This window comes from Reinekea sp. (assembly GCF_982785585.1).
In genome coordinates this window covers 58,441-81,173 of the sequence record NZ_CEYAVF010000005.1, presented here as the reverse complement: position 1 = coordinate 81,173, position 22,733 = coordinate 58,441, and the positions used below count along the sequence as shown (strand labels likewise).

Sequence of the window (22,733 nt, the reverse complement as noted above, 5' to 3'; positions counted from 1 at the left end):
CACTTTTTATGAACCATCTGCACTGGCTCGATCCCCAACTCGATCCCCTATTTCCGAGCATCCATCAGGCGCTCAGCGAACCCAGTGGCCTACTTGCGGTAGGCGGAGCGTTAACCACACCCTGGCTGTTGGAGGCCTATCGACACGGCATATTCCCCTGGTTTAATGACGGCGAGCCGATTCTCTGGTGGTCGCCGACGCCGCGCATGGTAATGCTGCCCGGCATGGCGCATCGCTCCAGGACGCTGCGCAAATTGTTTCGCGCCAGCCAGATTGAGATCACGGTGAATCATTGCTTCGAGCAAGTCATGCACCACTGCGCGCAAAATGACCTGCGCAATGACGGCACCTGGATCACCAGGCCGATGAAACAGGGCTATTTGGCTTTACACCGCGATGGTTGGGCGCACTCGATCGAGGTTCACGATCGTGGCCAATTAGTGGGCGGGCTCTATGGTGTGGCGATAGACCGGGTATTCTTTGGTGAGAGCATGTTTTCTTTGAGCCCCAGCGCCTCAAAGTTTGCCTTCGTGGCATTGAGCGAATGGACGCGGCAACAGGGCATGGCGCTGATTGACTGTCAGCTCTATAATCCCTATCTGGATTCGCTCGGGGCTCAATTGGTCGATCGCCCAACCTTTGAAAGCAACCTACCCCGCACATTAACCCGTCTGGCCATGCTGGATCCGAACGTCCTTCAGCAGCTGTTCGAGCAAAAGATGAGAGCGCCCCACGATGACCGATCCTGAAACCCTGCCTGAGGGCTCGATAAAGTTATTTCGGACCACCGAGCACGATTGCAGCTACCTGGCCGATCGACAGTCTCGCACCCTCTTTCTCGATCCGGACCTGGCTGTCACCCTGGATCTCTACGAGCAATTGACACAGGCCGGCTTTCGGCGCAGCGGCAAACACCTGTTTCGGCCGGACTGTAAAACCTGTCACGCCTGTATCCCATCTCGCGTCCCGATTCAGGATTTTCAGAAGAAGAAATCTCAGCAGCGTATTTGGAACAAAAATCAAGATATTCAGGTCAGCGTTCAGCCCTGCGTCTTCCGCCAGGCCGACTATGACCTGTTTGAACGCTATATCGCGCAGCGCCATGCCGACGGTGAGATGTTTCCGGCGTCCGAAGCCACCTATAGCGATTTCCTGGCGATTAACAATGAATTCAGCTTTCAGCTGCATCTGACCCTCGATGACCGATTGGTTGGCGTTGCCGTGACCGATCAGCTGCCCACTGGCTTGTCGGCTGTTTACACTTTTTTCGACCCCGATCTAGATAAGCGTTCTCTGGGTGTCTTTAGCATCCTGAGTCAGATCCATCTGGCTCAGCAATGGGGCCTGCCCTACCTATATTTAGGCTACTGGGTGCCCGGCTGTCGTAAGATGCAATACAAGACGCAATACCAGCCCACCGAACTATTGATCGATGGTCAATGGCAGGCGCTAGAGCAGCGCGCGTAAATCCGACCCGCTGCTGGCTCAAAATCAGCCACTAAATCTGGTTCCAGTAAAAAAGGTTGCATATTTTTTGCTAATTGCCGTTTTTTCAGGCAGAATGCGCGCCGTTATGAACTCAAAGGTTTCTATAGGAAATATGGCAAAAGAAGATGTGATTGAAATGGAAGGAGAGATCCTTGATACCCTTCCAAATACTATGTTCCGCGTAAAGCTTGAGAATGGTCATGTTATTACCGCTCATATTTCCGGAAAAATGCGCAAAAACTACATCCGTATCTTAACGGGTGACAAGGTGAAAGTTGAACTCACACCTTATGACTTAACGAAGGGTCGCATCGTTTATCGCGCGCGTTAATCACTGCTAAGCCAGAAACCAAAAAAAGCACCCTAGGGTGCTTTTTTTATTGCCGCGCCGGTCACCCGGCGGTCAATTTAAGCTTCAGCCAGCTCGCCGATAACGCTGACATCCAACTCCCCGTCTTTTAACGACACCAAGACAGAGCCGCCGTGGCTGGCCAGCGGTCCAAACAGGATCAGATCGGCCAGTGGCCGCTTGATCTTCTCTTGGATCAGTCGGGCCATAGGACGTGCGCCCATCGCCTTGTCGTAGCCGGTCTCAGCCAGCCATTCGCGCGCATCCTTGTCGACTTCCATATGCACCCGCTTGTCGTCCAGCTGGGCCTGCAACTCAACCAAGAACTTATCGACCACATTCATCACCACATCACGCGACAAGGCGGTGAACTGGACCGTACCGTCCAAGCGATTGCGGAACTCCGGCGTAAAGGTCTTTTTAATCATCTCCATGCCATCGGTCGAATTGTCCTGGGTGGTAAAACCAACCGATCGGCGGCTCATCTCTTGCGCGCCGGCATTACTGGTCATAATCATGATGACATTTCTGAAATCCGTCTTACGGCCGTTGTTATCGGTTAAGGTGCCATGATCCATGACCTGCAACAGCAGGTTGAAAACATCTGGATGGGCCTTCTCAATTTCATCGAGCAGCAACACGCTGTGCGGATGCCGATTGATGCCATCGGTTAGCAATCCACCCTGATCGAAGCCAACATAGCCCGGTGGCGCACCGATTAGCCTGGACGCGGTATGGCGTTCCATATATTCAGACATATCGAAACGCAGCAACTCCACGCCAAGGGACTCGGCCAGCTGCTTGGTGACTTCAGTCTTACCCACGCCGGTAGGGCCGGTAAAGAGAAAGGAGCCAATCGGCTTGTCGGCCGATTTCAGACCCGCTCGCGCCAACTTGATCGCGGAGGAGATATTCTCAATCGCTTCATCCTGGCCAAAGACGGTCATCTTCAGATTGCGTTCCAGATTGGCCAGCAACGACTTATCGTCCTTGTTAACCGATCGCGCGGGTATGCGCGCAATCAATGCGACAACGCGTTCAACATCGCTCACGCCGATCGACTTCTTGCGCTTACTTTCGGACTTGAGTCGCTCGGCAGCGCCGGCTTCGTCAATAACGTCGATAGCCTTGTCGGGTAAATGGCGATCAGTGATGTAACGGTCGGATAACTCAGCCGCGGCACGCAGAGCCTTATCGGTATATCGTAGGTGGTGATGGTCTTCAAAGCGGGATTTCAAACCCTTCAGGATACGGTAGGTCTCTTCGACCGACGGTTCATTGACGTCGATTTTTTGGAAACGGCGGGTTAAGGCCGAGTCCTTCTCAAAAATACCGCGAAATTCCTGATAGGTGGTCGAACCAATGCAGCGCAGTTCACCGGAACTCAACATCGGCTTGAGCAGGTTCGATGCGTCCATAACGCCACCGGAGGCCGCACCGGCACCGATAATAGTATGGATTTCATCGATAAATAGAATCGACTTGTCACGCTTCTTTAACTCGGCGAGCAAACCCTTCAGACGCTTCTCAAAGTCACCGCGATATTTGGTACCCGCCAGCAACGCGCCGAGATCGAGTGAATAGACCTGGGCACCGAGCATAATATCGGGCACTTCGCCGTCTTCGATCCGTTTGGCGAGGCCCTCAGCGATTGCCGTCTTACCCACGCCGGTCTCACCAACCAGCAGAGGGTTGTTCTTACGCCGACGAGACAGTATCTGCACCACCCGATCAACTTCGTAGTCACGCCCAACTAGGGGATCAATACGACCTTTCTTGGCTGCCTCGTTTAAATTGGTGGCAAAGCTATCCAATGGATTACCGCCACTGGCTTCACCGCCGGCCTCTTCTTGCCCTCCATCCTGTTGAAAGTCCTGCTGTTCCGGATCATCCGACTGGACCTTCGAGATACCATGGGCGATGAAATTGACCACATCGATACGCGAGATACTCTGTTGTTTCAGGAAGTAGACGGCCTGACTCTCTTGCTCAGAGAAGATCGCAACCAGCACATTGGCACCGGTCACTTCTTTTTTACCCGACGACTGGACGTGGAACACGGCCCGCTGCAGCACGCGCTGAAAGCCGAGTGTCGGTTGCGTTTCACGGTCTTCATCACCGACCGAGATCAAGGGCGTGGTGGAATCGATAAACTCGATCAAATCCCGGCGTAACTGGGGAATATCCGCCGCACAGGCATTTAACACATCGGCAGCAGCGTGATTGTCCAACAGTGCAAGTAGCAGGTGCTCAACGGTCATAAACTCGTGCCGCTTCGCCCTAGCCTCCTTGAATGCACTATTTAGGGTTAACTCTAAATCTTTACTCAACATATGATTCACCCTTCCTCGACGAAATCAATCGTCTAACTCTTCAACTTCACACATCAGTGGATGTTGGTTCTCACGCGAATAATCGTTAACTAGCGCAGCTTTTGTCTCAGCGATATCTTTAGTGTAGACGCCGCATACGCCTTTACCTTGAGTATGCACTGCCAGCATCACTTGGGTAGCCTTTTCTCGATTCATTGCGAAAAACTGCTCCAGAATGTGCACTACGAATTCCATCGGTGTGAAATCATCGTTCATGAGGACAACACGGAACAACGATGGTTTCTTTAATTCAGGATCCACCGGTTGCACGGCGACATCACCGGTACCATCGGGCGACGATTGACCGTCGTCCGATAGTCTTGTACCCAGAATCACACCAAGGGACGTTGGCCTAGACATTGTTTTGATAGTAGGACGAAATGACATTATCTATAACTCTATTAATGAATACGAACGTCAGAGAATATGGATCGAATAGTTTAGAACCAATCCTCAATTCTAACGCCTGATCGATCATAACTTGATTAAATGGGGGTTGACTTGAAAGTTTCAACGGTATTCCATAGTAGCACGTCGCAATTGTTAGGGATTGAACGTAAATATCCTTCGACATCGGTTGCGCGCAGTTGTTGACAGTTCGGTTCAAGCAGTACGGCAGATCAGCGGTATATCTTAGTATAGTTAGGTCGTAAGGGGTCAGTTATGCCTGTAGGGAAAGTAAAATGGTTTAATAATGCCAAAGGGTTTGGCTTCATCGTTTGTGATGACCATAAGGAGGACTTATTTGCACATTTCTCTTCTATCGAAATGGAAGGTTACAAAACGCTAAAAGCTGGACAAGAAGTGGAGTTCGAAACGGTCAAGTCTGAACATGGTATTCACGCCGTCAATATCCAGGTTGCCAAATCGGAAGCGACTGTCGGAGCATCCATTGCACCTAAGACCACTGCGAAAGAGCCAAACTAGGTTCTGAGTGAGACGAAAAAGCCCGGTTTATCCGGGCTTTTCTGATTTTGGGGGTGACCTTACTTACACCCCAGCAACGCCGATTGGCTTAACGAATGGCGTCCAATATGGCGTTAAAGGTTGCGCTCGGTCGCATTGCCGCAATGATTTTGGCCTTATTCGGTCGATAGTAGCCACCGACGTCTATGGCCTGACCTTGAACGGCGTTCAATTCCGCAACAATAACCGCTTCCTGACTGACTAACGCCGTGGCTGCGGCACCAAAGGCGGCCTTCAATTCCGCATCGCTGTTCTGAGCGGCCAAGGCTTGCGCCCAATACATCGCCAAATAGAAATGACTGCCGCGGTTATCGAGTTCGCCGGTTTTGCGCAACGGGCTCTTATTTTGGTCCAGGAACCGGGCCGTCGCGCTGTCGAGCGTATCGGCTAATATCTGCGCCTTGGGATTGTTAAAGGTCAGTGCCAAGTGTTCCAACGAGACGGCCAGCGCCAAAAACTCGCCCAATGAGTCCCACCGCAGATGGTTCTCCTGGTTAAATTGTTCGACATGCTTGGGGGCGGAGCCACCTGCCCCGGTTTCAAACAGGCCCCCACCGTTCATTAACGGCACGATAGACAGCATTTTCGCCGAGGTGCCTAATTCCAGAATGGGGAACAGATCGGTTAGATAGTCGCGCAACACATTACCGGTCACTGAGATGGTGTTGTCACCCGCTTTCAGACGCGCCAAGGTATAACTGGTGGCGGCAAAAGGTGACATGATCTGAATGTCCAGACCCTGGGTATCGTGATCTTGCAAATAGTGCTGAACCTTTTTAATCAATTCACGATCGTGAGCACGTTGCTCATCGAGCCAGAAGATTGTTGGCCAGCCGGTTGCACGCGCGCGCACGACGGCTAATTTGACCCAATCCTGAATTGGCGCGTCCTTGACCTGGCACATACGGAAGATATCACCGATAGCGACGGCCTGGGACAGCAACAACTGACCGTCTTGATCAACGACCTTGACGGTGCCGGAGGCTGCCAAGATAAAGGTTTTATCATGTGAGCCGTATTCTTCGGCCTTTTGCGCCATCAGACCGACATTGGGCACGGTGCCCATGGTAGTTGGATCGAAGGCGCCGTGCTCGCGGCAAAAATCGATGGTGGCCTGATAGACTCCGGCATAGCTTCGATCCGGCACAACGGCCTTGGTATCCTTAGGCTGACCATCTGGCGCCCACATTCTGCCTGAGGTGCGAATCATCGCTGGCATGGAGGCATCGATAATGATGTCACTTGGGACATGCAGGTTGGTGATGCCCTTATCAGAATTGACCATTGCCATCTCAGGCGCGTGGCGATACACCTCGGCGATCTCGGCCTCGATCTCAGCTTGGCGGGCAACGGGCAGCAGATGCAGTTTGCTATAAAGATCGCCCAAGCCATTATTGACGTCGACACCAATTTGCGCCAACTCTGCACCGAACTTATCGAACACAGACTGATAAAAAACCGTGACGGCGTGACCAAAGATAACCGGGTCACTGACTTTCATCATGGTGGCTTTGAGATGCAATGAAAACAGCAGGTCCTGCTTCTTACTGTCGCTAATTTGCTCAGCATAAAAGGCTCGCAAGGCACTTCGGCTCATTACGGCCGAATCGATTATCTCGCCGGCTAACAGCGCAGAGAATCCTTTCAGAACCGTTACGGCGCCATCGTCTGCATGCAACTCAATCTGGTATTGAGTCGCGGTCTCTAGGGTTATGGACGTTTCCGAGCCATAGAAGTCCCCGGCTGACATCGAGGCCACGTGGGTTTTAGACTCAGTGCTCCACGCGCCCATACTGTGCGGATTTTTGCGCGCATATTGTTTTACCGAAGCGGGTGCGCGACGGTCGGAGTTACCCTCCCGCAAGACCGGATTGACCGCACTGCCCTTGATTTTATCAAAGCGGCTGCGGATATCGCGTTCGGCATCGTTGGTCGGTTCTGCCGGGTAATCCGGAATCTGATAGCCTTTTGCTTGCAGTTCCTTGATAGTAGCGATCAATTGCGGCAAAGAAGCGCTGATATTGGGCAATTTGATAATATTGGCATCCGGCTGCTTGGCCAGCTCACCGAGCTCGGCCAAATCGTCCGAAATACGTTGGTCTTCCGCTAAAAATTCAGAAAAACTGGCGATAACCCGCGCCGCAAGGGAAATGTCTCGAGTTTCGACGGCAACATCGGCGGCCTTCGTAAAGGCAGCCACGATGGGTAACAGCGAGTAAGTTGCTAAGGCTGGTGCTTCATCTGTTTCCGTATAGATTATTTTAGCTTTTGAATCAGTCATGGAATTTCCTAGTAGTCTGCAGAAAATGTCGGCAAAGAGCGCTTACCCACACGTCAATCGCTGTAAATTTGCGCTGGATAATAGCAGCTGAAGGCGCGAAAGTAATCGGACTTTAGGCTAATTGCACTAATAGACCCGTCGCCACACGAGGAAGAAATACCCATTTATGCCGCGCTACCTACTCTTTAATAAACCCTTTCAGGTATTAACCCAGTTTACCGATGATCGTGGCAGAGCGACCTTGGCCGACTATATCAGGGTACCCGACATCTACGGCGCCGGCCGACTGGATTATGATTCTGAAGGCCTGCTGTTGTTGACCGACAATGGCGCCCTGATTCACCGCATGATGCACCCCCTGTTCAAGGTCGCGAAGACCTATCTGGCCCAGGTGGAAGGTCAGGTCACGCCCGCTCAGCTGGCGCAATTAAGCCAGGGCGTGACACTCACCGATGGAGCCTGTGCACCCTGTCGGGCAGAGGCCATAGAACCACCCCTTTGGCTATGGCCGAGAACACCGCCGATCCGCAGCCGACGCCTTATACCAACCAGCTGGATTTCACTCACCTTGACGGAGGGCCGTAACCGGCAGGTACGCCGGATGACGGCCGCGGTTGGGCTACCGACCCTGCGCTTGATCCGATCGGAATTGGCTAACCTGTCTGTCGTTGACCTAATGCCCGGCCAGGTTAAGGAATTAACCGAAGATATGCTCTTAGATAACGGTATAAACTGTGAAGCCAAAAAAGGGGGCCCCAAGGCCCCCCCATCACAGGTTGCGTCGACTAAACGATCGGGTCGACCTCCGCAGCGTAGTCGACTCCTTCAAAACCAAAACCAAAGAGGCGGAAAAACTCGGCCTGGTAACCGTTAAAGTCGGTTACCTCGGTCAGGTTTTCGGTGTTTACCTGCGCCCAGAGCTCAGCAACTCGTTGCTGGACCGAATCCTTTAATTCGTTATCCTCCATACGAATTCGGCCGGTATCGTCCAAATTGAGCGCTTGGCCAGAATAGAGCTGATGGTACATCAGTCCAAAGATCTGCTCGATGCAACCCTCATGGGTGCCCTCTTCCTTCATAACCTTATACAACGCCGATATATAGAGCGGCATAACCGGAATGGCAGAGCTCGACTGCGTAACTAAAGCTTTTAAGACTGACACATAGGACTGGCCGTTTACGCTATTGGCTAGACGTGTGCCAATTGCAGTCGAGGCGCGGTCGAGGTCTTCCTTAGCCTTGCCGATAGTGGCGCCACCATAGATTGGCCAGGTCAGGTCTTTACCGATATAGGTATATGCAGTGGTCTTGGCGCCATCAGCCAGGACATCGGCCGCCAATAAGGCTTCGATCCATAGTTCCCAGTCTTCACCACCCATGACCTTAACGGTATTGAAGATTTCCTCATCGCTAGCAGGTTCTAAGGTGATATCCGACACAACCTTGGTATCGGTGTTTAAATTCTTGCGCGTTACCTGCTGACCAATCGGCTTCAGCGTGGAGGAATAGACCTCACCCGAGACCGGATCCTTCCGCCGGGGGGCGCCCAGACTGTAAACGACAAGGTCAATCTTACCCATATTGGCTTTGATTTCTTCAATCACCGCCGTTTTGGCTTCGTTCGAAAAGGCGTCCATATTCAAAGCCTTGGCAAATAGGCCCTGTTGCTGAGCGGCCTTTTCCAGCGCAACGGTGTTGTACCAACCGGCTGAAGCCGGGCGGCGTTCACTCGGCTCTTTCTCAAACATCACGCCCAGAGTATTGGCACCAAAACCGAACGCGGAGGTGATCCGTGAGGCGAGGCCATAGCCATTGGAACAGCCGATCACGAGGACATTTTTGGGTCCGTCAATGTCGGCCTTATGAGCTTGAACATAGTCAATTTGCTCTTGAACATTTGCCGCACAGCCGGTGGGATGGGCCGTGGTGCAAATAAAACCTCGAATTTTGGGCTGAATGATCATCGATAACTTCCTTTATTTAATCACCTAGGGTGTTTGGCATCGCCAATAACGATACGATTTAATCTATACTTTGTGGTTAGTTTAATGGAACTGCTGACAAAAATCGTCCCGCCACTTGCATAAGACTTGTGAATCCATTGCTATATTCGCTGTTGAATGAAACGATAATCAGCATTAGCTCTACAAAATAGGATTCTGTCCATGTCATACCCTCACCTCACCGTCGCTGTTGTCTGTCTACAGGACAACAAAATGCTTATGGTAAACGAAATAGATAACGGTATAAATTGTTGGAATCAACCTGCCGGTCATGTCGAGGATGGCGAAGATCTAATCGCCGCCGCACAGCGCGAGGCCCTCGAAGAAACCGGCTATAAAGTTGAAATTACAGGTCTCCAGGCGATTTACCAAGGCATTCATGGCACCAGCGGCACGCACTATCTGCGGATTTGTTTTCATGCCGTGGCCCTAGAGCGGTTGAGCGAAACACTCGATCCAGACATCTTGTCGGCTCAATGGCTCGATCTAGACGACCTGCAGGCTAATAAGTATCAATTAAGAAGCGAATTAACACGCCAAACCCTTGAAGATTGCCCGGATGCGCCCATTTACCCTGTCAACCTTATTCATGACCTGTACCTGGGAGATCACCAATGACCACCAATGGCTCAACAACTGTAATAGTCGGCATGTCTGGCGGGGTAGACTCTTCGGTCACCGCCGCCCTGCTGCTGGAGCAGGGCTATCAGGTTGAGGGTCTGTTTATGAAAAACTGGGATGAGGATGATGGCACCGATCATTGCACGGCCAAAGTGGATTTAGCCGATGCCCAAGCGGTCGCAGACAAGCTGGGCATCAAGCTGCACAAGGCCAATTTTGCCGCCGAATACTGGGATGAGGTGTTCGAACACTTTCTCACCGAATATAAGGCCGGTCGAACGCCCAATCCGGATATCCTCTGTAACCGCGAAATCAAATTCAAAGCCTTCCTCGACTATGCCCTCAGCCTAGGCGCTGACAAAATCGCGACCGGCCATTATGCCCGAACCGCGCTGGTGGATGGCCGCGCTCAGCTGCTACGCGGGCTCGATGGCAATAAGGATCAAAGTTACTTTCTCCATGCCGTCGGCCACGAGCAATTTGCCAAAACCCTCTTCCCGGTGGGTGAGTTGGAGAAACCGGTGGTCCGCGCTATTGCCGAAAAATACCAATTGGCCACGGCGAAGAAGAAGGACAGCACAGGCATCTGTTTCATTGGTGAGCGGCGTTTTGCCGACTTTCTAAAACAATATCTGCCGGCCCGGCCGGGTGCCATCGAAACCATCAATGGCGAGACCTTAGCGCAACACCAGGGCCTGATGTATTACACCATTGGCCAACGCCAGGGCTTGGGCATAGGCGGCACGCATTATGGTGAAGCCCCTTGGTTTGTGGCCCATAAGGATCTAGATCGAAATGTGCTGGTCGTCGTGCAGGGCACTGACAACGAGGCCCTATTCACGCAGCATTTACGCATGGATTCTGTCTACTGGGTAGACGAAACAGGCCCCAAATTGCCGATTTCCGTGACTTGCAAGCACCGTTATCGCCAACCAGATCAACATTGTGCGCTGAGCAAAACAGCCGATGGCCATTATGTTGTTGATTTTGATTTGCCACAAAGAGCCATTACACCAGGCCAATCCGCTGTATTTTACAGCGGCGATCGATGTCTCGGCGGTGGTGTAATCGAATCGACCTGGCTTTAACTGCATGGCAAAGGATACCTAATGTCTACCAATCTCTCGCACCAAACCATGGCTCTGGCAGGCATTTTCCAGGCCGCCAGTTTGGTTGATCAACTGGCCAAGTCTGGAGAATTGGACAGCGACCAGCTGACCAATGCGTTAAAGACCGTCCTCAATCTGGCGCCCAGCTCGTTCGATGATGTATTTAATGGCCCGGCCAGTCTCGATCATGGCTTAACCATCTTAAACACCGCCCTGGCAAAGAACGGCCGAGGCGTCGGCCGGGAGGTGTTGCAGTACGCCATGGCTATTATGGCCGTTCAGGCCAAACTCGATAAGCGCTCCGACCTGATGAACGAGCTGTCCAAGGCCTTGACCCGAACGGCTGAACAGCAACGCTATTTCGACAGCTACAGTCATGAAGCCGTGATCGGCTCTGCCGCGCGTTGTTACCAGAACAGCATCAGTCAATTAAACTTTCGCATTCGCGTCACCGGCAACCCAACCCACTTACAGAACCCCAAGGTCGCTGAAAAGGTCCGCACCCTTTTGCTCTATGGCGTCCGCTGTGCCCTGTTGTGGCGACAGTCGGGCGGCCGGCGCTGGCACCTGATGTGGTATCGACAAAAATTGCATCGCGCCGCTCAAGCGATGATCGACGTGGCCTAATGGCGCTTTTAAGGTATACTCGCCGCGTTTTTTCCGCTTGGTTTTAAGGTAGGCTTTAATTATGGATCTGTCAGCACTCACCGCTATTTCACCCATCGACGGGCGATACGGTAACAAAACGACCTCCCTGAGGCCCTATTTTAGTGAATTCGGTCTAATTCGATATCGGGTCGAGGTGGAAGTCCGCTGGTTACAGCAACTCGCGAATCATCCCCAAATTCCGGAGTGTCCGGCGTTTTCTGCCTCCGCTACAGCCTATCTCGATGCGATTGTCAGTGATTTTTCGCTTGCCGATGCGGCCGCCATTAAAGCAATAGAGGCGACCACCAATCACGACGTCAAAGCGATCGAATATTTCCTCAAAGCCAAGTTAACGGCCCAGCCCGAACTGGCGGCCTTGCAGGAATTTGTCCACTTTGCTTGTACCTCTGAAGACATCAACAATCTATCCCATGCCCTGATGCTTAAAAATGGCATGCAACAGGTGATCGTTCCGGCCCTAGTAGAGGTCGCCAACGCGATCGAGCAGGTCGCCCTAGACCTCGCCGATCAGCCGATGCTCAGCCGCACCCATGGCCAAACAGCTTCACCGACCACCGTTGGCAAAGAAATGGCCAATGTTGTCTACCGACTGCGGCGCCAGATCAAGCAGGTTGAACGTATAGAGTATATGGGTAAGATCAATGGTGCCGTGGGTAACTACAATGCCCACCTTGCGACCTACGCCGATATCGATTGGCAAGCCACGGCCGCGCAATTTGTGAGCGATCTGGGTCTTACTTTTAATCCCTATACCACCCAGATCGAACCGCATGACTATATCGCCGAGTTGTTCGACAGCCTGGCGCGCTTCAACACCATATTGATCGACTTCGATCGAGATATCTGGGGTTATATTTCCTTAGGCTATTTTAAGCAGCGCACCATTGCCGGTGAAGTGGGCAGTTCGACGATGCCTCATAAAGTTAATCCGATCGATTTTGAAAACTCCGAGGGCAACCTGGGCATCGCCAATGCGATCCTGGGCCATCTGGGCGCCAAGTTGCCCTTGTCTCGCTGGCAGCGCGACCTGACCGACTCCACGGTACTGCGTTCGATGGGGGTCGGCCTGGCACACAGCCTGATCGCCTATCAGTCATCCTTAAAAGGCATTAGCAAACTTGAGGTGAATCGGGTTCGCATCAACGCCGATTTGGACAATGCCTGGGAAGTCATGGCCGAGGCTATTCAAACGGTGATGCGCCGCTATGGCATCACCGAACCTTATGAAAAACTGAAGGCCTTTACCCGAGGCAAGGCTATTACCGAGGCCATGATGACCGATTTTGTGCAGCAGCTGGACTTGCCCGATGAAGCCAAGTCTCAACTGCTTGCCATGACGCCTGCGTCCTATATCGGCAATGCGGTTACTCAGGCGCGCACGATCGGCGACTACTAGCACCACCCTCCCCGCTCTGGGTCATCGCCGCAACGACGACCCAGGGTTTTGAGCACAGCGTGATCCACTCAATCAAACATCTCCTGCCATTCAAGCCCAAGCCCTTTGAGTCTTCAAAGCCGTTCAATTCTGCTAGACTACCATCACCTAAAACCGGTTAGGATCTGACTATGACAAGACCTTCGATAAATATTGACGCCGATGCCTTTCTGTCGACCTATTGGCAACAGAGTCCCCAATTATTGCGCCAGGCCTTTAACCCTGAGCAACTCATTTCGGGCGACGAACTGGCCGGTTTGGCGATGGAGCCGGAAGTTGAATCTCGTCTGATCAAACATCTACCGGAATCCGATGAATGGTTACTGCGCCATGGCCCCTTCGCCGAAGAAGACTTCGCCGAGTTGGGGCCAGAAAACTGGACCCTCTTGGTACAGGCTGTGGATCACTGGATTCCAGAAATCCGCACCCTATTGAGCGGCTTTAATTTTCTGCCTCAGTGGCGCATTGACGACATCATGGTGTCCTTTGCAACCAAGGGCGGTGGCGTTGGCCCGCACTTTGACCAATATGATGTGTTTCTACTCCAGGTTGAGGGCACACGTGAATGGAGGACCGGCCAACTCTGTGATGAAAACAGTGAAATAAACGCTCAGCTGCCGGTGAAAATCCTAACCGACTTCGAAGAGCAGGACCGATGGGTTTTGCAGCCCGGTGACATGCTCTATATACCGCCCGCCTTCGCCCATTGGGGCACTGCCTTAAGCGACTGCCTGACCGTCTCGGTCGGGTTTCGAGCGCCAGCACACAGTGATCTGATCAGCGATTTTGGTCATTTTTTGGCCAGCAAGGTATCCGATTTCAATCGCTATGCCGATCCAGAGCTTGCCAATCGCAGCAGCGCGCCACATGAAATACGGCCCGAAGATATAGTCCGGCTGCAGACCATTTTGCACGACTACGCCGACAACGCGGCGCTCTTAACCAACTGGTTTGGACAGTATATGACCCAGCCTAAATACGACGATCAGGCGGTTGAAACCGGCGATTGGGCGGTTGAAGAATTTATAAGCCATTGGCGAGCCAATCCGATTTATCGTAATGCCTCCAGCCGCCTGGCTTACACCGACACGGTCTTATTCGTCGACGGTCAGGCCATGGTGACGGACTTAACACCGGAACAGCTCAACAGCCTTTGTGATGGCGATGTCTTTACGCACGCCGCATACGCCGAATCCGAGCCTATGCAGAAGGTACTGTGGTCATTGATTAACCTGGGCGCGGTTTTCTTTGAGGGCTAAGCTGGCCGCTCTGGCCAGCCTACTGATTTACCTTGGCCTAATGTCAGGCGCGACAGGCGCAGAGCTGTTCATCTACCTGTCGCCGACCGGGAACCGAGTGGTCACCGATCGGCCGATCGATCTGGCGGGTTTTGTGCTTGAACAAACCAATATTGATGCGCGTGCCGCAGGTCGGTCGTTGCGTTATCAGGATACAGAAAAGAATCGTGACCTAATCGACCGTTACATTCGCAACGCGGCGTACCTCTATGATATGGATGCGGCCCTGATCCGGGCCGTGATCGCGCAGGAGTCGGCGTTCAAAATCGATGCCCGATCGCCTAAGGGCGCGCTGGGTTTGATGCAACTCATGCCGCCGACCGCGCGCCAATACCAGGTGCAGAATATGCTCGATCCGAGAGAGAATATTAATGCTGGCACCAAGCATCTAAAATACCTGCTGCAACGCTTCAGCAGTCTATCGTTGGCCTTGGCGGCCTATAACGCCGGTGAAGGCGCGGTGGCCAAATACCAGGGCATACCGCCCTACCCGGAGACCGAAAACTACGTTACCCAAGTGTTGGGGCGCTATCAAGACTACCAAAGCAACTGATTGGACCGGTGTGCATTACTGCTAATGCAGACTGGTTTCATCGGAACGTTCATGTTCGGATTCAGACTCGTCTTCGAAGGGTCGATCTGACAGGAAATTGGCTGCTTGAACGCCAGCACCGATCATCGCTTGCGCTACCTGAGCTATCTGATCTTCTAATAACCGCTCCGCTTCGGCAGAAAACTCAATTCGCACCAGGGGTTTCTCGTCTTGGTGTTCTGGGCTCTGCAGCACAAAAGCACCATCCGTCAATTGCACTATTTCCCAATATTTCGCCATAAGAGGTTCCGTTCAATCATAATTATTTAAACTTCGGCTGCTGAAGACCAGATCGGCAAAACCCTGCAACCAGGACACACAGTCGTTCGGGCGGCGCGCAAGCTCCCGATCGACCATAGGAATGAGCTGCGATTCGGTCGGATGTACCACCACCTGGGGTGCCACGGCGGCTGGTTGAAAGCAATGCAGCCGCGCGCTGGACCAGTGATACAGCCAGTGACCGATATCTTGCTGATCATTGCGAATGCTGCTAACCAGAGCGGACCGGCTGGTGTCATCGTCTAGCTCGAGCAACAACGCACTCAAGCCGCCATCGTTGCGAGCACTATCAACTGGCGCCGCCAATTCCCTAATCAGCGCACAGAGGCCCTGCTCCAATAGCAGTATAAAGCTATTTAGCAGAGCAGGCTGAGCCAGGGTATTCGAGGTTGCCTGTAAGGCGACCAGCTGGATCAGCTGGCTGTGAATAATATTAGTCCGTGCGATGGGGCTCATAGGCTTTAGTAAGTCATCCGAAAGCCAAGATGGTAGGTTGAATCGACAACGATATTGCCGTCTGTCTCATAGTTGGCGGTGACATCGTGATAACCGAAGAATATCCGCGCTTGCGGTAATATCTTATAGGTGACACGACCAACGGCCTCATAGGCCGAGTTTAAACCGCCAAAACTCAAGATACTCGGAGCAAAGTAGGTTTGCCCTTCAAATCCGAGCCCATTCATAAACTCAGGCTGCCAGCGCAGGAAACCACCCACTCCGGCGGCAACGGAAAATTCATTTTCCACAGTCGAGAGCAGCAACATCTTAAAGCCGACACCGCCAATGAATTCCTTACTAGACATGCCGGCATCCACGGCATTAAAACCGGCCATAATGGCCCAGTTTTCGGTGTTTTCGTTGTACAGACCACCGAGTGATACATGCGCTCCGGTACCCACTAACACAGCATCGTGTTCAACCCGGATAGAGCTTTGTGATAGGCCCAGATCGATTTCACCGCCGGCCAAAACCGGTGTGGCTGCTAAAATCAATGTGCCAGTCGCTAGAATTTCTTTAAACATGCAGATCACTCACTATAATTTTGCCACATTGTAACCAAAGCTACCCATAACTACACCCCTAACGAACCCCAAGTTGCCACAAGCGACTTGGCGCATTGGCCGCGTTGGGGCTAGGCGCATAAAAAAAGCCACCTAAGAGGGTGGCCTAGTGTTGAGCTAAGGTGAGAATTAGCCCATCATTTCCAAGAGCAGCTTGTTAAGACGGGTGACAAAGCCCGCTGCATCTTTGAGGTTGGAGCCCTCCGCCAGACGAGCCTGCTCCAGTAAGATACTGGCCAGATCGGCAAAGCGGGCTTCGTTCTGTTCCAATTCCAGGCGCTGAACCAGCGGATGCTCTGGATTTAACTCCAGAATTGGCTTGCTGTCGGGCACCTGTTGTCCGGCCGATTCCATAATGCGGCGCATCTGTGCACCCATATCGTTATCGCCGACGACTATACAGGCTGGCGATTCAACCAGTCGATGGGTCATACGCACATCTTGGACCTCGGCTTCGAACAGACCTTTTATGCGCGCCAATAAATCCTTGTGCTCATCATTGGCCTTAACCTGGGACTCTTTCTCTTCTGGGCTTTCGATATCGCCTAAGTCCAAGCCACCCCGGGCCACATCGGCGAATTCGGTGCCGTCGAAGTCTTGCAGGTAGCCCATAAGCCACTCATCGATGCGGTCGGTCAATAACAAAACTTCGATGCCTTTCTTACGAAACACTTCCAGATGCGGGCTGTTCTTCGCAGTCTGGTGGTTATCGGCGCAAACGTAATAGATCTTCGCCTGGCCTTCTGCCATGCGTGCAACATAGTCGCTCAAGGCAACCGTTTGGGCCTCATCGCCGCTCTGGCTGGAGGAGAAACGCAACAACTTGGCGATCGTCTCTTTGTTTGCCATGTCTTCAGCCGGGCCTTCTTTGAGGACCTGACCGAACTCATCCCAAAATTCTTGATATTCTTCAGGCTTTTTCTTGGCCAGTTTGCTGAGCATATCTAGGACGCGCTTACCTAAGCTCGCCTTGATGGTTTCGATCGTGGCATCGTTCTGCAGAATCTCTCGACTGACGTTGAGCGGCAAATCATTCGAATCGACAATACCCTTCACAAAACGCAGATAGAGCGGCAGAAACTGCTCAACATCGTCCATAATAAACACGCGATTAACAAACAATTTCAAGCCGCGCACGCGCTCGCGGTTCCACATATCAAAGGGGGCTTTCTTGGGGATATACAACAGGCTGGTGTAATCGAGCTTACCTTCGACCTTATTGTGGCTCCAAGAACGCGCATCGCCAAAGTCATGCGAAATATGGTGGTACAGCTCTTGGTATTCCTCGTCCTTTATGTCGCTGCGCGGGCGCGTCCACAGGGCCTTGGCACTGTTAACGTTATCCCAGCTTGGCGCCACGGCTGCAGCCTCAACTTTAGGCTCGTCACCCTCAAGCTCGGCATCAGCGTCAGCGTCAGCCGGGTGGTTTTCTTGCAACATCTGTACGGGCACGGAGATATGGTCGGAATACTTCTTGACCAGGCTGCGCAGGCGCCAGTTGTCGACAAATTCGAGTTCATCGGCTTTCAAATGCATAACGATGCGGGTACCGCGTTCTGGCAGTTCAACATTACCGATGGTGAATTCACCCTCGCCCGCGCTGTGCCAATGCACGCCCTCGGAGGCATCAAGACCGGCTTTACGGGTATAGACATCCACCGCCTTGGCCACGATAAAGGATGAATAGAAGCCAACACCGAATTGACCAATCAGCTGACTGTCTTTGCGTTCGTCACCGGAGAGGTTTTGCAGAAATTCCGCGGTTCCCGATCGTGCGATGGTGCCAAGGTTTTGTACCACCTCGGCACGACTCATGCCGACACCATTATCTTCGATCGAAATGGTATTGTTTTCTTTATCGACACTGATGCGAATGCGCAGATCCGCGTCATCAGCCATCAGGGCGTTATCCTTGAGCGCCTGAAAGCGTAACTTATCACAGGCGTCGGACGCGTTGGAGACAAGTTCCCGGAGAAAAATTTCTTTATTGGAATAAAGAGAATGGATCATCAAATGCAGAAGTTGTTTTACTTCCGTTTGAAAACTGAGCGATTCCTGCTTTGTATCAGACATGTTGCCTCTCAACCTTTGTTTATCGACCATAGACTGGCAATAAATGGGGATAATCAGATAGAATTCAAGGTCTTAGTTGAATATCGCCAGCCCCTGTTGTGAACTCATTGGCCTCGGACTAGGCCATAGGGCACACTAACGGTGACCTAAAAAACAACGGGATACGGACCATGATCGGAAACAAGCCGACATTGGCGGTAAAAAAGCGCGAAATATTCGGCTGGGCCATGTATGACTTTGCCAACAGCAGCTATACAACCGTTGTGGTGACCTTTATCTATTCGGCATTTTTTGTCAATTACATCGTGCCGCCGGAGTTGGCACATCTCAAAAACACGTTCTGGTCCATCGCCGTCGCGCTATCGACCGCCCTCGCCATAATCCTCGCGCCCTTTGTCGGTGTATTGTGCGACTTTAGCGGTAACAAGAAACAGTTTCTCGCCTGGTGCACCCTGGCCTCTGTTTTGGGCACCGCGGGCTTGTTCTTCGTCGACCCGGGCCAGGTTGGGCTGGGTTTGCTGTTTCTGGTGATCAGCAACACCGGCTGGATGCTCTCTGAGTCCTTTATTGCCAGTTTTTTACCGGAGTTGGCGACTCGAAAAAATATCGGCAAGGTATCGGGTATTGGCTGGGGTATTGGCTATATCGGCGGCCTGCTGAGCCTGTTATTAATGTTTCGCATCATTACCAGCTCCGCACAGTTGGATGTTGCGGCCTATATCGATGAAAATCAGCTGGCGATGATTTTTATCGCCCTCTTTTATGCCCTTGGCGCCCTACCCACCTTCCTCCTCGTTAGGGAGCGCGCGCAACCGCAACCGGGTTTTGCCAACGCCAAACTCACGACTCTGCTTAAAGCCGGTACCGAGCGCATTTTGGCGATGAAAGGGTTGGTTGAGGAATACCCGGTGCTCTTTCGCTTTTTTATCGCCTTTATGGTCTATAGCGCGGGTATTTCGGTTGTGGTGAAGTTCTTTGGTATCTATGCGCAGGAAGAAATCGGTATTACCGGCAGCACGCTGGTCTTAATCGGTGCAACCTTGCAGCTAAGCTCGATGATAGGCGCTATCGGTTTTGGCTTTTTGGAGGACAGGCTGGGCTGTAAAAGCACCATACTGCTGTCACTGCTCTGGTGGCTACTGGGCATTATCGGTATTTACGGCCTAACACCGCTGGCCACGCTCTTTGGTTTAAGTCAGGAAAGCATGTTTACCGTCCTCGCCTTTGTTGCCGGCAGCGCCTTGGGTGCCACCCAATCGGCCAGCCGGGCTTTAGTGGGGCTATTGGCGCACCCTAAGGATTCGGCTCTGCTATTTGGTCTGTGGGGCACCTTTGGCCGTTTCGCGATCATTATCGGCATGAGCTTCGGCCCGATCAGCGACCTCTTGGGCCGGCATACGGCTCTGCTCTTTATCATGCTTTACTTTATTCTCGGTGCCCTGATGTTGATGGCTGTGCCGATCGGTAAGGCCCTGCGCTCAACTGTCAATGATGTGTCGATATGACTAATGACCCCCGGCTTTTCCTTGAAAAGTAACGCCGTTGGTTTCACTATGGTGTTCAAACGTAATAGACGCATTCGAATATGATACGACAATTGAAGTTTTCCTTTAATCAACGCCCAGCCTGGCAGCGCTTTTTAATGATCGGCGCCACCCTGGTGTTGACCGCGACCCTGTTCTGGATCGGCCTGATCGTCATATTCAGTTTGGCTTTGGTGGCATTGGCCGTTGCCATGGTGAATCGCATCAAGGTGAAATTGACTGGCCGACCGTTATTTGCCGCACCGAAGCATTTTCATCGCTACCAGTCTCAGTTCAACCAAAACCGCGATATAGAAGGTGAGGTCATCGAAGGCGAGGTGATCGAAAAGACGGATAAACAACCTTGATGATGCTGAAGCGCGTGCTGGGCGTCGACAAGATATAAGCTAATACCCTCGCGCAGGCCCTGGGGCTCAAGACGCAAAGCAAAAAAAGGCGACCTAGGTCGCCTTTTTATATTGTACCCGCCTTACCAGCCGGTAATTTCTTTCAGTGCATTACCGATCTCAGCCAACGAACGCACGGTTTTCACACCGGCATCTTCTAAGGCTGCAAATTTCTCATCGGCCGTACCGGTGCCGCCGGAAATGATTGCGCCGGCATGGCCCATACGCTTGCCGGCTGGTGCCGTAACGCCTGCTATATAGGACACCACAGGCTTGGTGACATGGTCTTTGATAAAGGCAGCTGCCTCTTCTTCGGCCGTGCCGCCAATCTCACCGATCATTACGATCGCTTCGGTGGCAGGATCGTCTTGGAACATGCGCAAGATATCGATAAAGTTGGCACCCGGGATCGGGTCGCCGCCGATACCGACACAGGTCGACTGGCCAAAGCCATGATCGGTGGTCTGCTTGACCGCTTCGTAAGTCAGGGTGCCAGAGCGTGAAACGATGCCGACCTTGCCAGGCATGTGGATATGGCCGGGCATAATACCGATCTTACATTCACCCGGTGTAATAACACCTGGGCAGTTTGGCCCGATCATACGGACGCCTTTGCGATCGACATATTCTTTTGCATAAAGCATGTCGAGCGTTGGAATGCCCTCGGTGATACAGATAATCAGTTCTAGACCGCTGTCGGCCGCTTCAACGATGGCGTCCTTACAAAACGGCGCCGGTACATAGATAACCGTTGCCTGAGCGCCGGTAACTTCCACCGCTTCGCGCACGGTGTTAAAGACCGGCAGGCCCAAATGGACCGAACCGCCTTTGCCCGGAGAAACACCACCGACCATTTTGGTACCGTATTCGATAGCCTGTTCACTGTGGAACGTGCCCTGTGAACCGGTGAAGCCCTGACAAATTACCTTGGTATTCTTATCGATCAATATACTCATGCTGCACCTCCTGCGGCGGCTACGACTCGTTCGGCACCCTCGGTCAACGAACGGGCAGCGATAATGTTCAAACCACTTTCGGCCAATTTTTGAGAGCCAAGCTCAGCATTATTGCCTTCCAGACGAACAACCACTGGAACCTTGACACCCACTTCTTCAACGGCACCGATAATACCTTCAGCAATCATATCGCAGCGAACGATGCCGCCGAAGATGTTCACGAAGACGGCCTTGACGTTGGCGTCAGACAAGATGATTTTGAACGCTTCAGCAACGCGTTCTTTGGTGGCGCCGCCGCCAACATCCAAGAAGTTAGCCGGCGAACCACCGTGCAGGTTAACGATATCCATGGTACCCATGGCCAGACCGGCACCATTGACCATACAACCGATGTTGCCGTCGAGGGCAACATAGTTCAGCTCCCATGCCGCAGCTTCAGCTTCGCGGGCGTCTTCCTGGGAAGGATCACGCATCGCCTGCAGGTCTTTGTGGCGATACAAGGCGTTGCCATCGATACCCAACTTGGCATCCAAGCAATGCATATTGCCTTCAGTGGTGATAACCAACGGGTTAATCTCGATCAGCGCCAAATCTTTGTCGACGAACAGTTGCGCCAAACCCATGAAAATCTTGGTGAACTGACCGATCTGAACGCCCACTAAGCCCAATTTAAAGGCTAATTCACGTGCCTGGTAGGGTTGTGCACCGACCAGTGGATCGATGATGGCGCGGAGGATTTTTTCCGGCGTTTCATGCGCAACGGTTTCAATCTCGACACCACCTTCGGTGGAGGCCATAAAGACGATCCGACGCGTCGCGCGATCGACCACAGCACCCAGATAGAGTTCGGTTGCAATATCGGTGCACGACTCGACCAAAATCTTGCTGACCGGTTGACCCTTCTCATCTGTTTGGAAGGTGACCAGGTTCTTACCCAACCAATGAGCGGCGAATTCTTTAGCTTCCGCGGCCGATTTAACCAACTTTACGCCGCCAGCCTTACCGCGGCCACCGGCATGTACTTGGGTTTTTACAACCCACATATCGCCTGGGATTTTACCGATAGCCTCAGCGACTTCTTCCGGTGTATCACAGGCAAAGCCTTCGGATACGGGCAAGCCATACTGCTTGAAAAGTTGTTTACCTTGATATTCATGAAGGTTCATTGCGTGTTCCGTCTAATATTGTTGAGGCTCGACCAAATTTAATTTTTAGAATAGGTTTCGATCGATCACTCTGGGCTTGGAGTAG

At 52.4% G+C, this 22,733-nt stretch carries 23 protein-coding genes; 13 read left to right on the top strand and 10 right to left on the bottom strand.

The window, feature by feature from the left end:
- Window positions 1-8: 8 nt before the first annotated feature.
- From aat to infA, 3 genes are all read left to right on the top strand, one after another.
- Window positions 9-749: a leucyl/phenylalanyl-tRNA--protein transferase gene (gene aat / locus AC4FIC_RS03700; RefSeq protein ID WP_273285564.1), complete on the top strand. Its 741-nt coding sequence runs from the start codon at window positions 9-11 to the stop codon at window positions 747-749.
- Complete coding sequence (locus AC4FIC_RS03695) at window positions 736-1,467, top strand: arginyltransferase (protein WP_100257048.1); 732 nt, start codon at window positions 736-738, stop codon at window positions 1,465-1,467. Before aat ends, AC4FIC_RS03695 begins: the two co-directional genes overlap by 14 nt.
- A gap of 133 nt (window positions 1,468-1,600) precedes the next feature.
- The gene (infA, locus tag AC4FIC_RS03690; protein WP_008043370.1) at window positions 1,601-1,819 is read left to right on the top strand and encodes a translation initiation factor IF-1; all 219 of its coding nucleotides are present in this window, start codon (window positions 1,601-1,603) and stop codon (window positions 1,817-1,819) included.
- A gap of 77 nt (window positions 1,820-1,896) precedes the next feature.
- Here infA and clpA read toward each other — a convergent pair whose 3' ends face one another.
- A complete protein-coding gene (gene clpA / locus AC4FIC_RS03685) occupies window positions 1,897-4,170 on the bottom strand; it encodes an ATP-dependent Clp protease ATP-binding subunit ClpA (RefSeq protein WP_100257047.1) in 2,274 nt (757 codons plus the stop codon).
- A gap of 24 nt (window positions 4,171-4,194) precedes the next feature.
- Window positions 4,195-4,596 carry an ATP-dependent Clp protease adapter ClpS gene (gene clpS, locus AC4FIC_RS03680; RefSeq protein WP_273285569.1) on the bottom strand — a complete coding sequence of 134 codons (402 nt, stop codon included), beginning with the start codon at window positions 4,594-4,596 and terminating at the stop codon, window positions 4,195-4,197.
- 276 nt (window positions 4,597-4,872) lie between these two features.
- Between clpS and AC4FIC_RS03675 the strand changes: the two genes are divergently transcribed.
- Entirely contained in the window at window positions 4,873-5,136 is a 264-nt protein-coding gene (locus AC4FIC_RS03675; protein WP_100257046.1) for a cold shock domain-containing protein, read from the top strand.
- 88 nt (window positions 5,137-5,224) lie between these two features.
- On the opposite strand, the gene AC4FIC_RS03670 is transcribed toward AC4FIC_RS03675, so the two are convergent.
- A complete protein-coding gene (locus AC4FIC_RS03670) occupies window positions 5,225-7,456 on the bottom strand; it encodes an NADP-dependent isocitrate dehydrogenase (RefSeq protein ID WP_273285572.1) in 2,232 nt (743 codons plus the stop codon).
- 166 nt (window positions 7,457-7,622) lie between these two features.
- Here AC4FIC_RS03670 and AC4FIC_RS03665 point away from each other — a divergent pair, with 166 nt between their 5' ends.
- Window positions 7,623-8,330, top strand: a complete 708-nt coding sequence (locus AC4FIC_RS03665; RefSeq protein ID WP_476194743.1) for a pseudouridine synthase — start codon at window positions 7,623-7,625, stop codon at window positions 8,328-8,330.
- Here AC4FIC_RS03665 and fabV read toward each other — a convergent pair.
- Window positions 8,242-9,420, bottom strand: coding sequence for an enoyl-ACP reductase FabV (fabV, locus tag AC4FIC_RS03660; RefSeq protein ID WP_273285576.1), 1,179 nt, complete (start codon window positions 9,418-9,420; stop codon window positions 8,242-8,244). The genes AC4FIC_RS03665 and fabV overlap by 89 nt on opposite strands.
- A gap of 201 nt (window positions 9,421-9,621) precedes the next feature.
- On the opposite strand from fabV, the gene AC4FIC_RS03655 reads away from it, so the two are divergent.
- From AC4FIC_RS03655 to AC4FIC_RS03630, 6 genes are all read left to right on the top strand, one after another.
- The gene (locus tag AC4FIC_RS03655) at window positions 9,622-10,077 is read left to right on the top strand and encodes an NUDIX domain-containing protein (RefSeq protein ID WP_100257042.1); all 456 of its coding nucleotides are present in this window, start codon (window positions 9,622-9,624) and stop codon (window positions 10,075-10,077) included.
- On the top strand, window positions 10,074-11,168 hold the full coding sequence (gene mnmA / locus AC4FIC_RS03650; RefSeq protein WP_100257041.1) for a tRNA 2-thiouridine(34) synthase MnmA: 1,095 nt from the start codon (window positions 10,074-10,076) through the stop codon (window positions 11,166-11,168). The genes AC4FIC_RS03655 and mnmA overlap by 4 nt, the downstream gene beginning before the upstream one ends.
- A gap of 21 nt (window positions 11,169-11,189) precedes the next feature.
- Window positions 11,190-11,816 carry a high frequency lysogenization protein HflD gene (gene hflD, locus AC4FIC_RS03645; RefSeq protein WP_100257040.1) on the top strand — a complete coding sequence of 209 codons (627 nt, stop codon included), beginning with the start codon at window positions 11,190-11,192 and terminating at the stop codon, window positions 11,814-11,816.
- Between the two features lie 61 nt (window positions 11,817-11,877).
- A complete protein-coding gene (gene purB / locus AC4FIC_RS03640) occupies window positions 11,878-13,254 on the top strand; it encodes an adenylosuccinate lyase (RefSeq protein ID WP_100257039.1) in 1,377 nt (458 codons plus the stop codon).
- 170 nt (window positions 13,255-13,424) lie between these two features.
- Complete coding sequence (locus AC4FIC_RS03635; protein WP_100257038.1) at window positions 13,425-14,552, top strand: cupin domain-containing protein; 1,128 nt, start codon at window positions 13,425-13,427, stop codon at window positions 14,550-14,552.
- A 40-nt stretch (window positions 14,553-14,592) separates the two neighbouring features.
- Window positions 14,593-15,144, top strand: a complete 552-nt coding sequence (locus tag AC4FIC_RS03630; RefSeq protein ID WP_273285583.1) for a lytic transglycosylase domain-containing protein — start codon at window positions 14,593-14,595, stop codon at window positions 15,142-15,144.
- Between the two features lie 21 nt (window positions 15,145-15,165).
- Here AC4FIC_RS03630 and AC4FIC_RS03625 read toward each other — a convergent pair whose 3' ends face one another.
- The 4 genes from AC4FIC_RS03625 to htpG all read right to left on the bottom strand — a co-directional run bounded on the left by AC4FIC_RS03625 (window position 15,166) and on the right by htpG (window position 18,596).
- Entirely contained in the window at window positions 15,166-15,423 is a 258-nt protein-coding gene (locus AC4FIC_RS03625) for a hypothetical protein (protein WP_100257036.1), read from the bottom strand.
- A 12-nt stretch (window positions 15,424-15,435) separates the two neighbouring features.
- Window positions 15,436-15,918, bottom strand: a complete 483-nt coding sequence (locus tag AC4FIC_RS03620) for a hypothetical protein (protein ID WP_100257035.1) — start codon at window positions 15,916-15,918, stop codon at window positions 15,436-15,438.
- Between the two features lie 5 nt (window positions 15,919-15,923).
- The gene (locus AC4FIC_RS03615) at window positions 15,924-16,484 is read right to left on the bottom strand and encodes a YfaZ family outer membrane protein (protein WP_273285586.1); all 561 of its coding nucleotides are present in this window, start codon (window positions 16,482-16,484) and stop codon (window positions 15,924-15,926) included.
- 168 nt (window positions 16,485-16,652) lie between these two features.
- Window positions 16,653-18,596: a molecular chaperone HtpG gene (gene htpG, locus AC4FIC_RS03610; RefSeq protein ID WP_100257033.1), complete on the bottom strand. Its 1,944-nt coding sequence runs from the start codon at window positions 18,594-18,596 to the stop codon at window positions 16,653-16,655.
- Window positions 18,597-18,766: 170 nt separating this feature from the next.
- On the opposite strand from htpG, the gene AC4FIC_RS03605 reads away from it, so the two are divergent.
- Window positions 18,767-20,101 (top strand): MFS transporter, encoded by a 1,335-nt coding sequence (locus tag AC4FIC_RS03605; RefSeq protein ID WP_100257032.1) that lies wholly within the window; start codon window positions 18,767-18,769, stop codon window positions 20,099-20,101.
- Between the two features lie 80 nt (window positions 20,102-20,181).
- Window positions 20,182-20,487 (top strand): hypothetical protein, encoded by a 306-nt coding sequence (locus AC4FIC_RS03600; protein ID WP_100257031.1) that lies wholly within the window; start codon window positions 20,182-20,184, stop codon window positions 20,485-20,487.
- A gap of 122 nt (window positions 20,488-20,609) precedes the next feature.
- Here the strand turns inward: AC4FIC_RS03600 and sucD are convergent, their stop codons facing one another.
- Together sucD and sucC are read right to left on the bottom strand one after the other, a co-directional pair.
- Complete coding sequence (gene sucD, locus AC4FIC_RS03595) at window positions 20,610-21,482, bottom strand: succinate--CoA ligase subunit alpha (protein ID WP_100257030.1); 873 nt, start codon at window positions 21,480-21,482, stop codon at window positions 20,610-20,612.
- On the bottom strand, window positions 21,479-22,648 hold the full coding sequence (sucC, locus tag AC4FIC_RS03590; protein WP_100257029.1) for an ADP-forming succinate--CoA ligase subunit beta: 1,170 nt from the start codon (window positions 22,646-22,648) through the stop codon (window positions 21,479-21,481). The genes sucD and sucC overlap by 4 nt, the downstream gene beginning before the upstream one ends.
- Window positions 22,649-22,733: the final 85 nt, after the last annotated feature.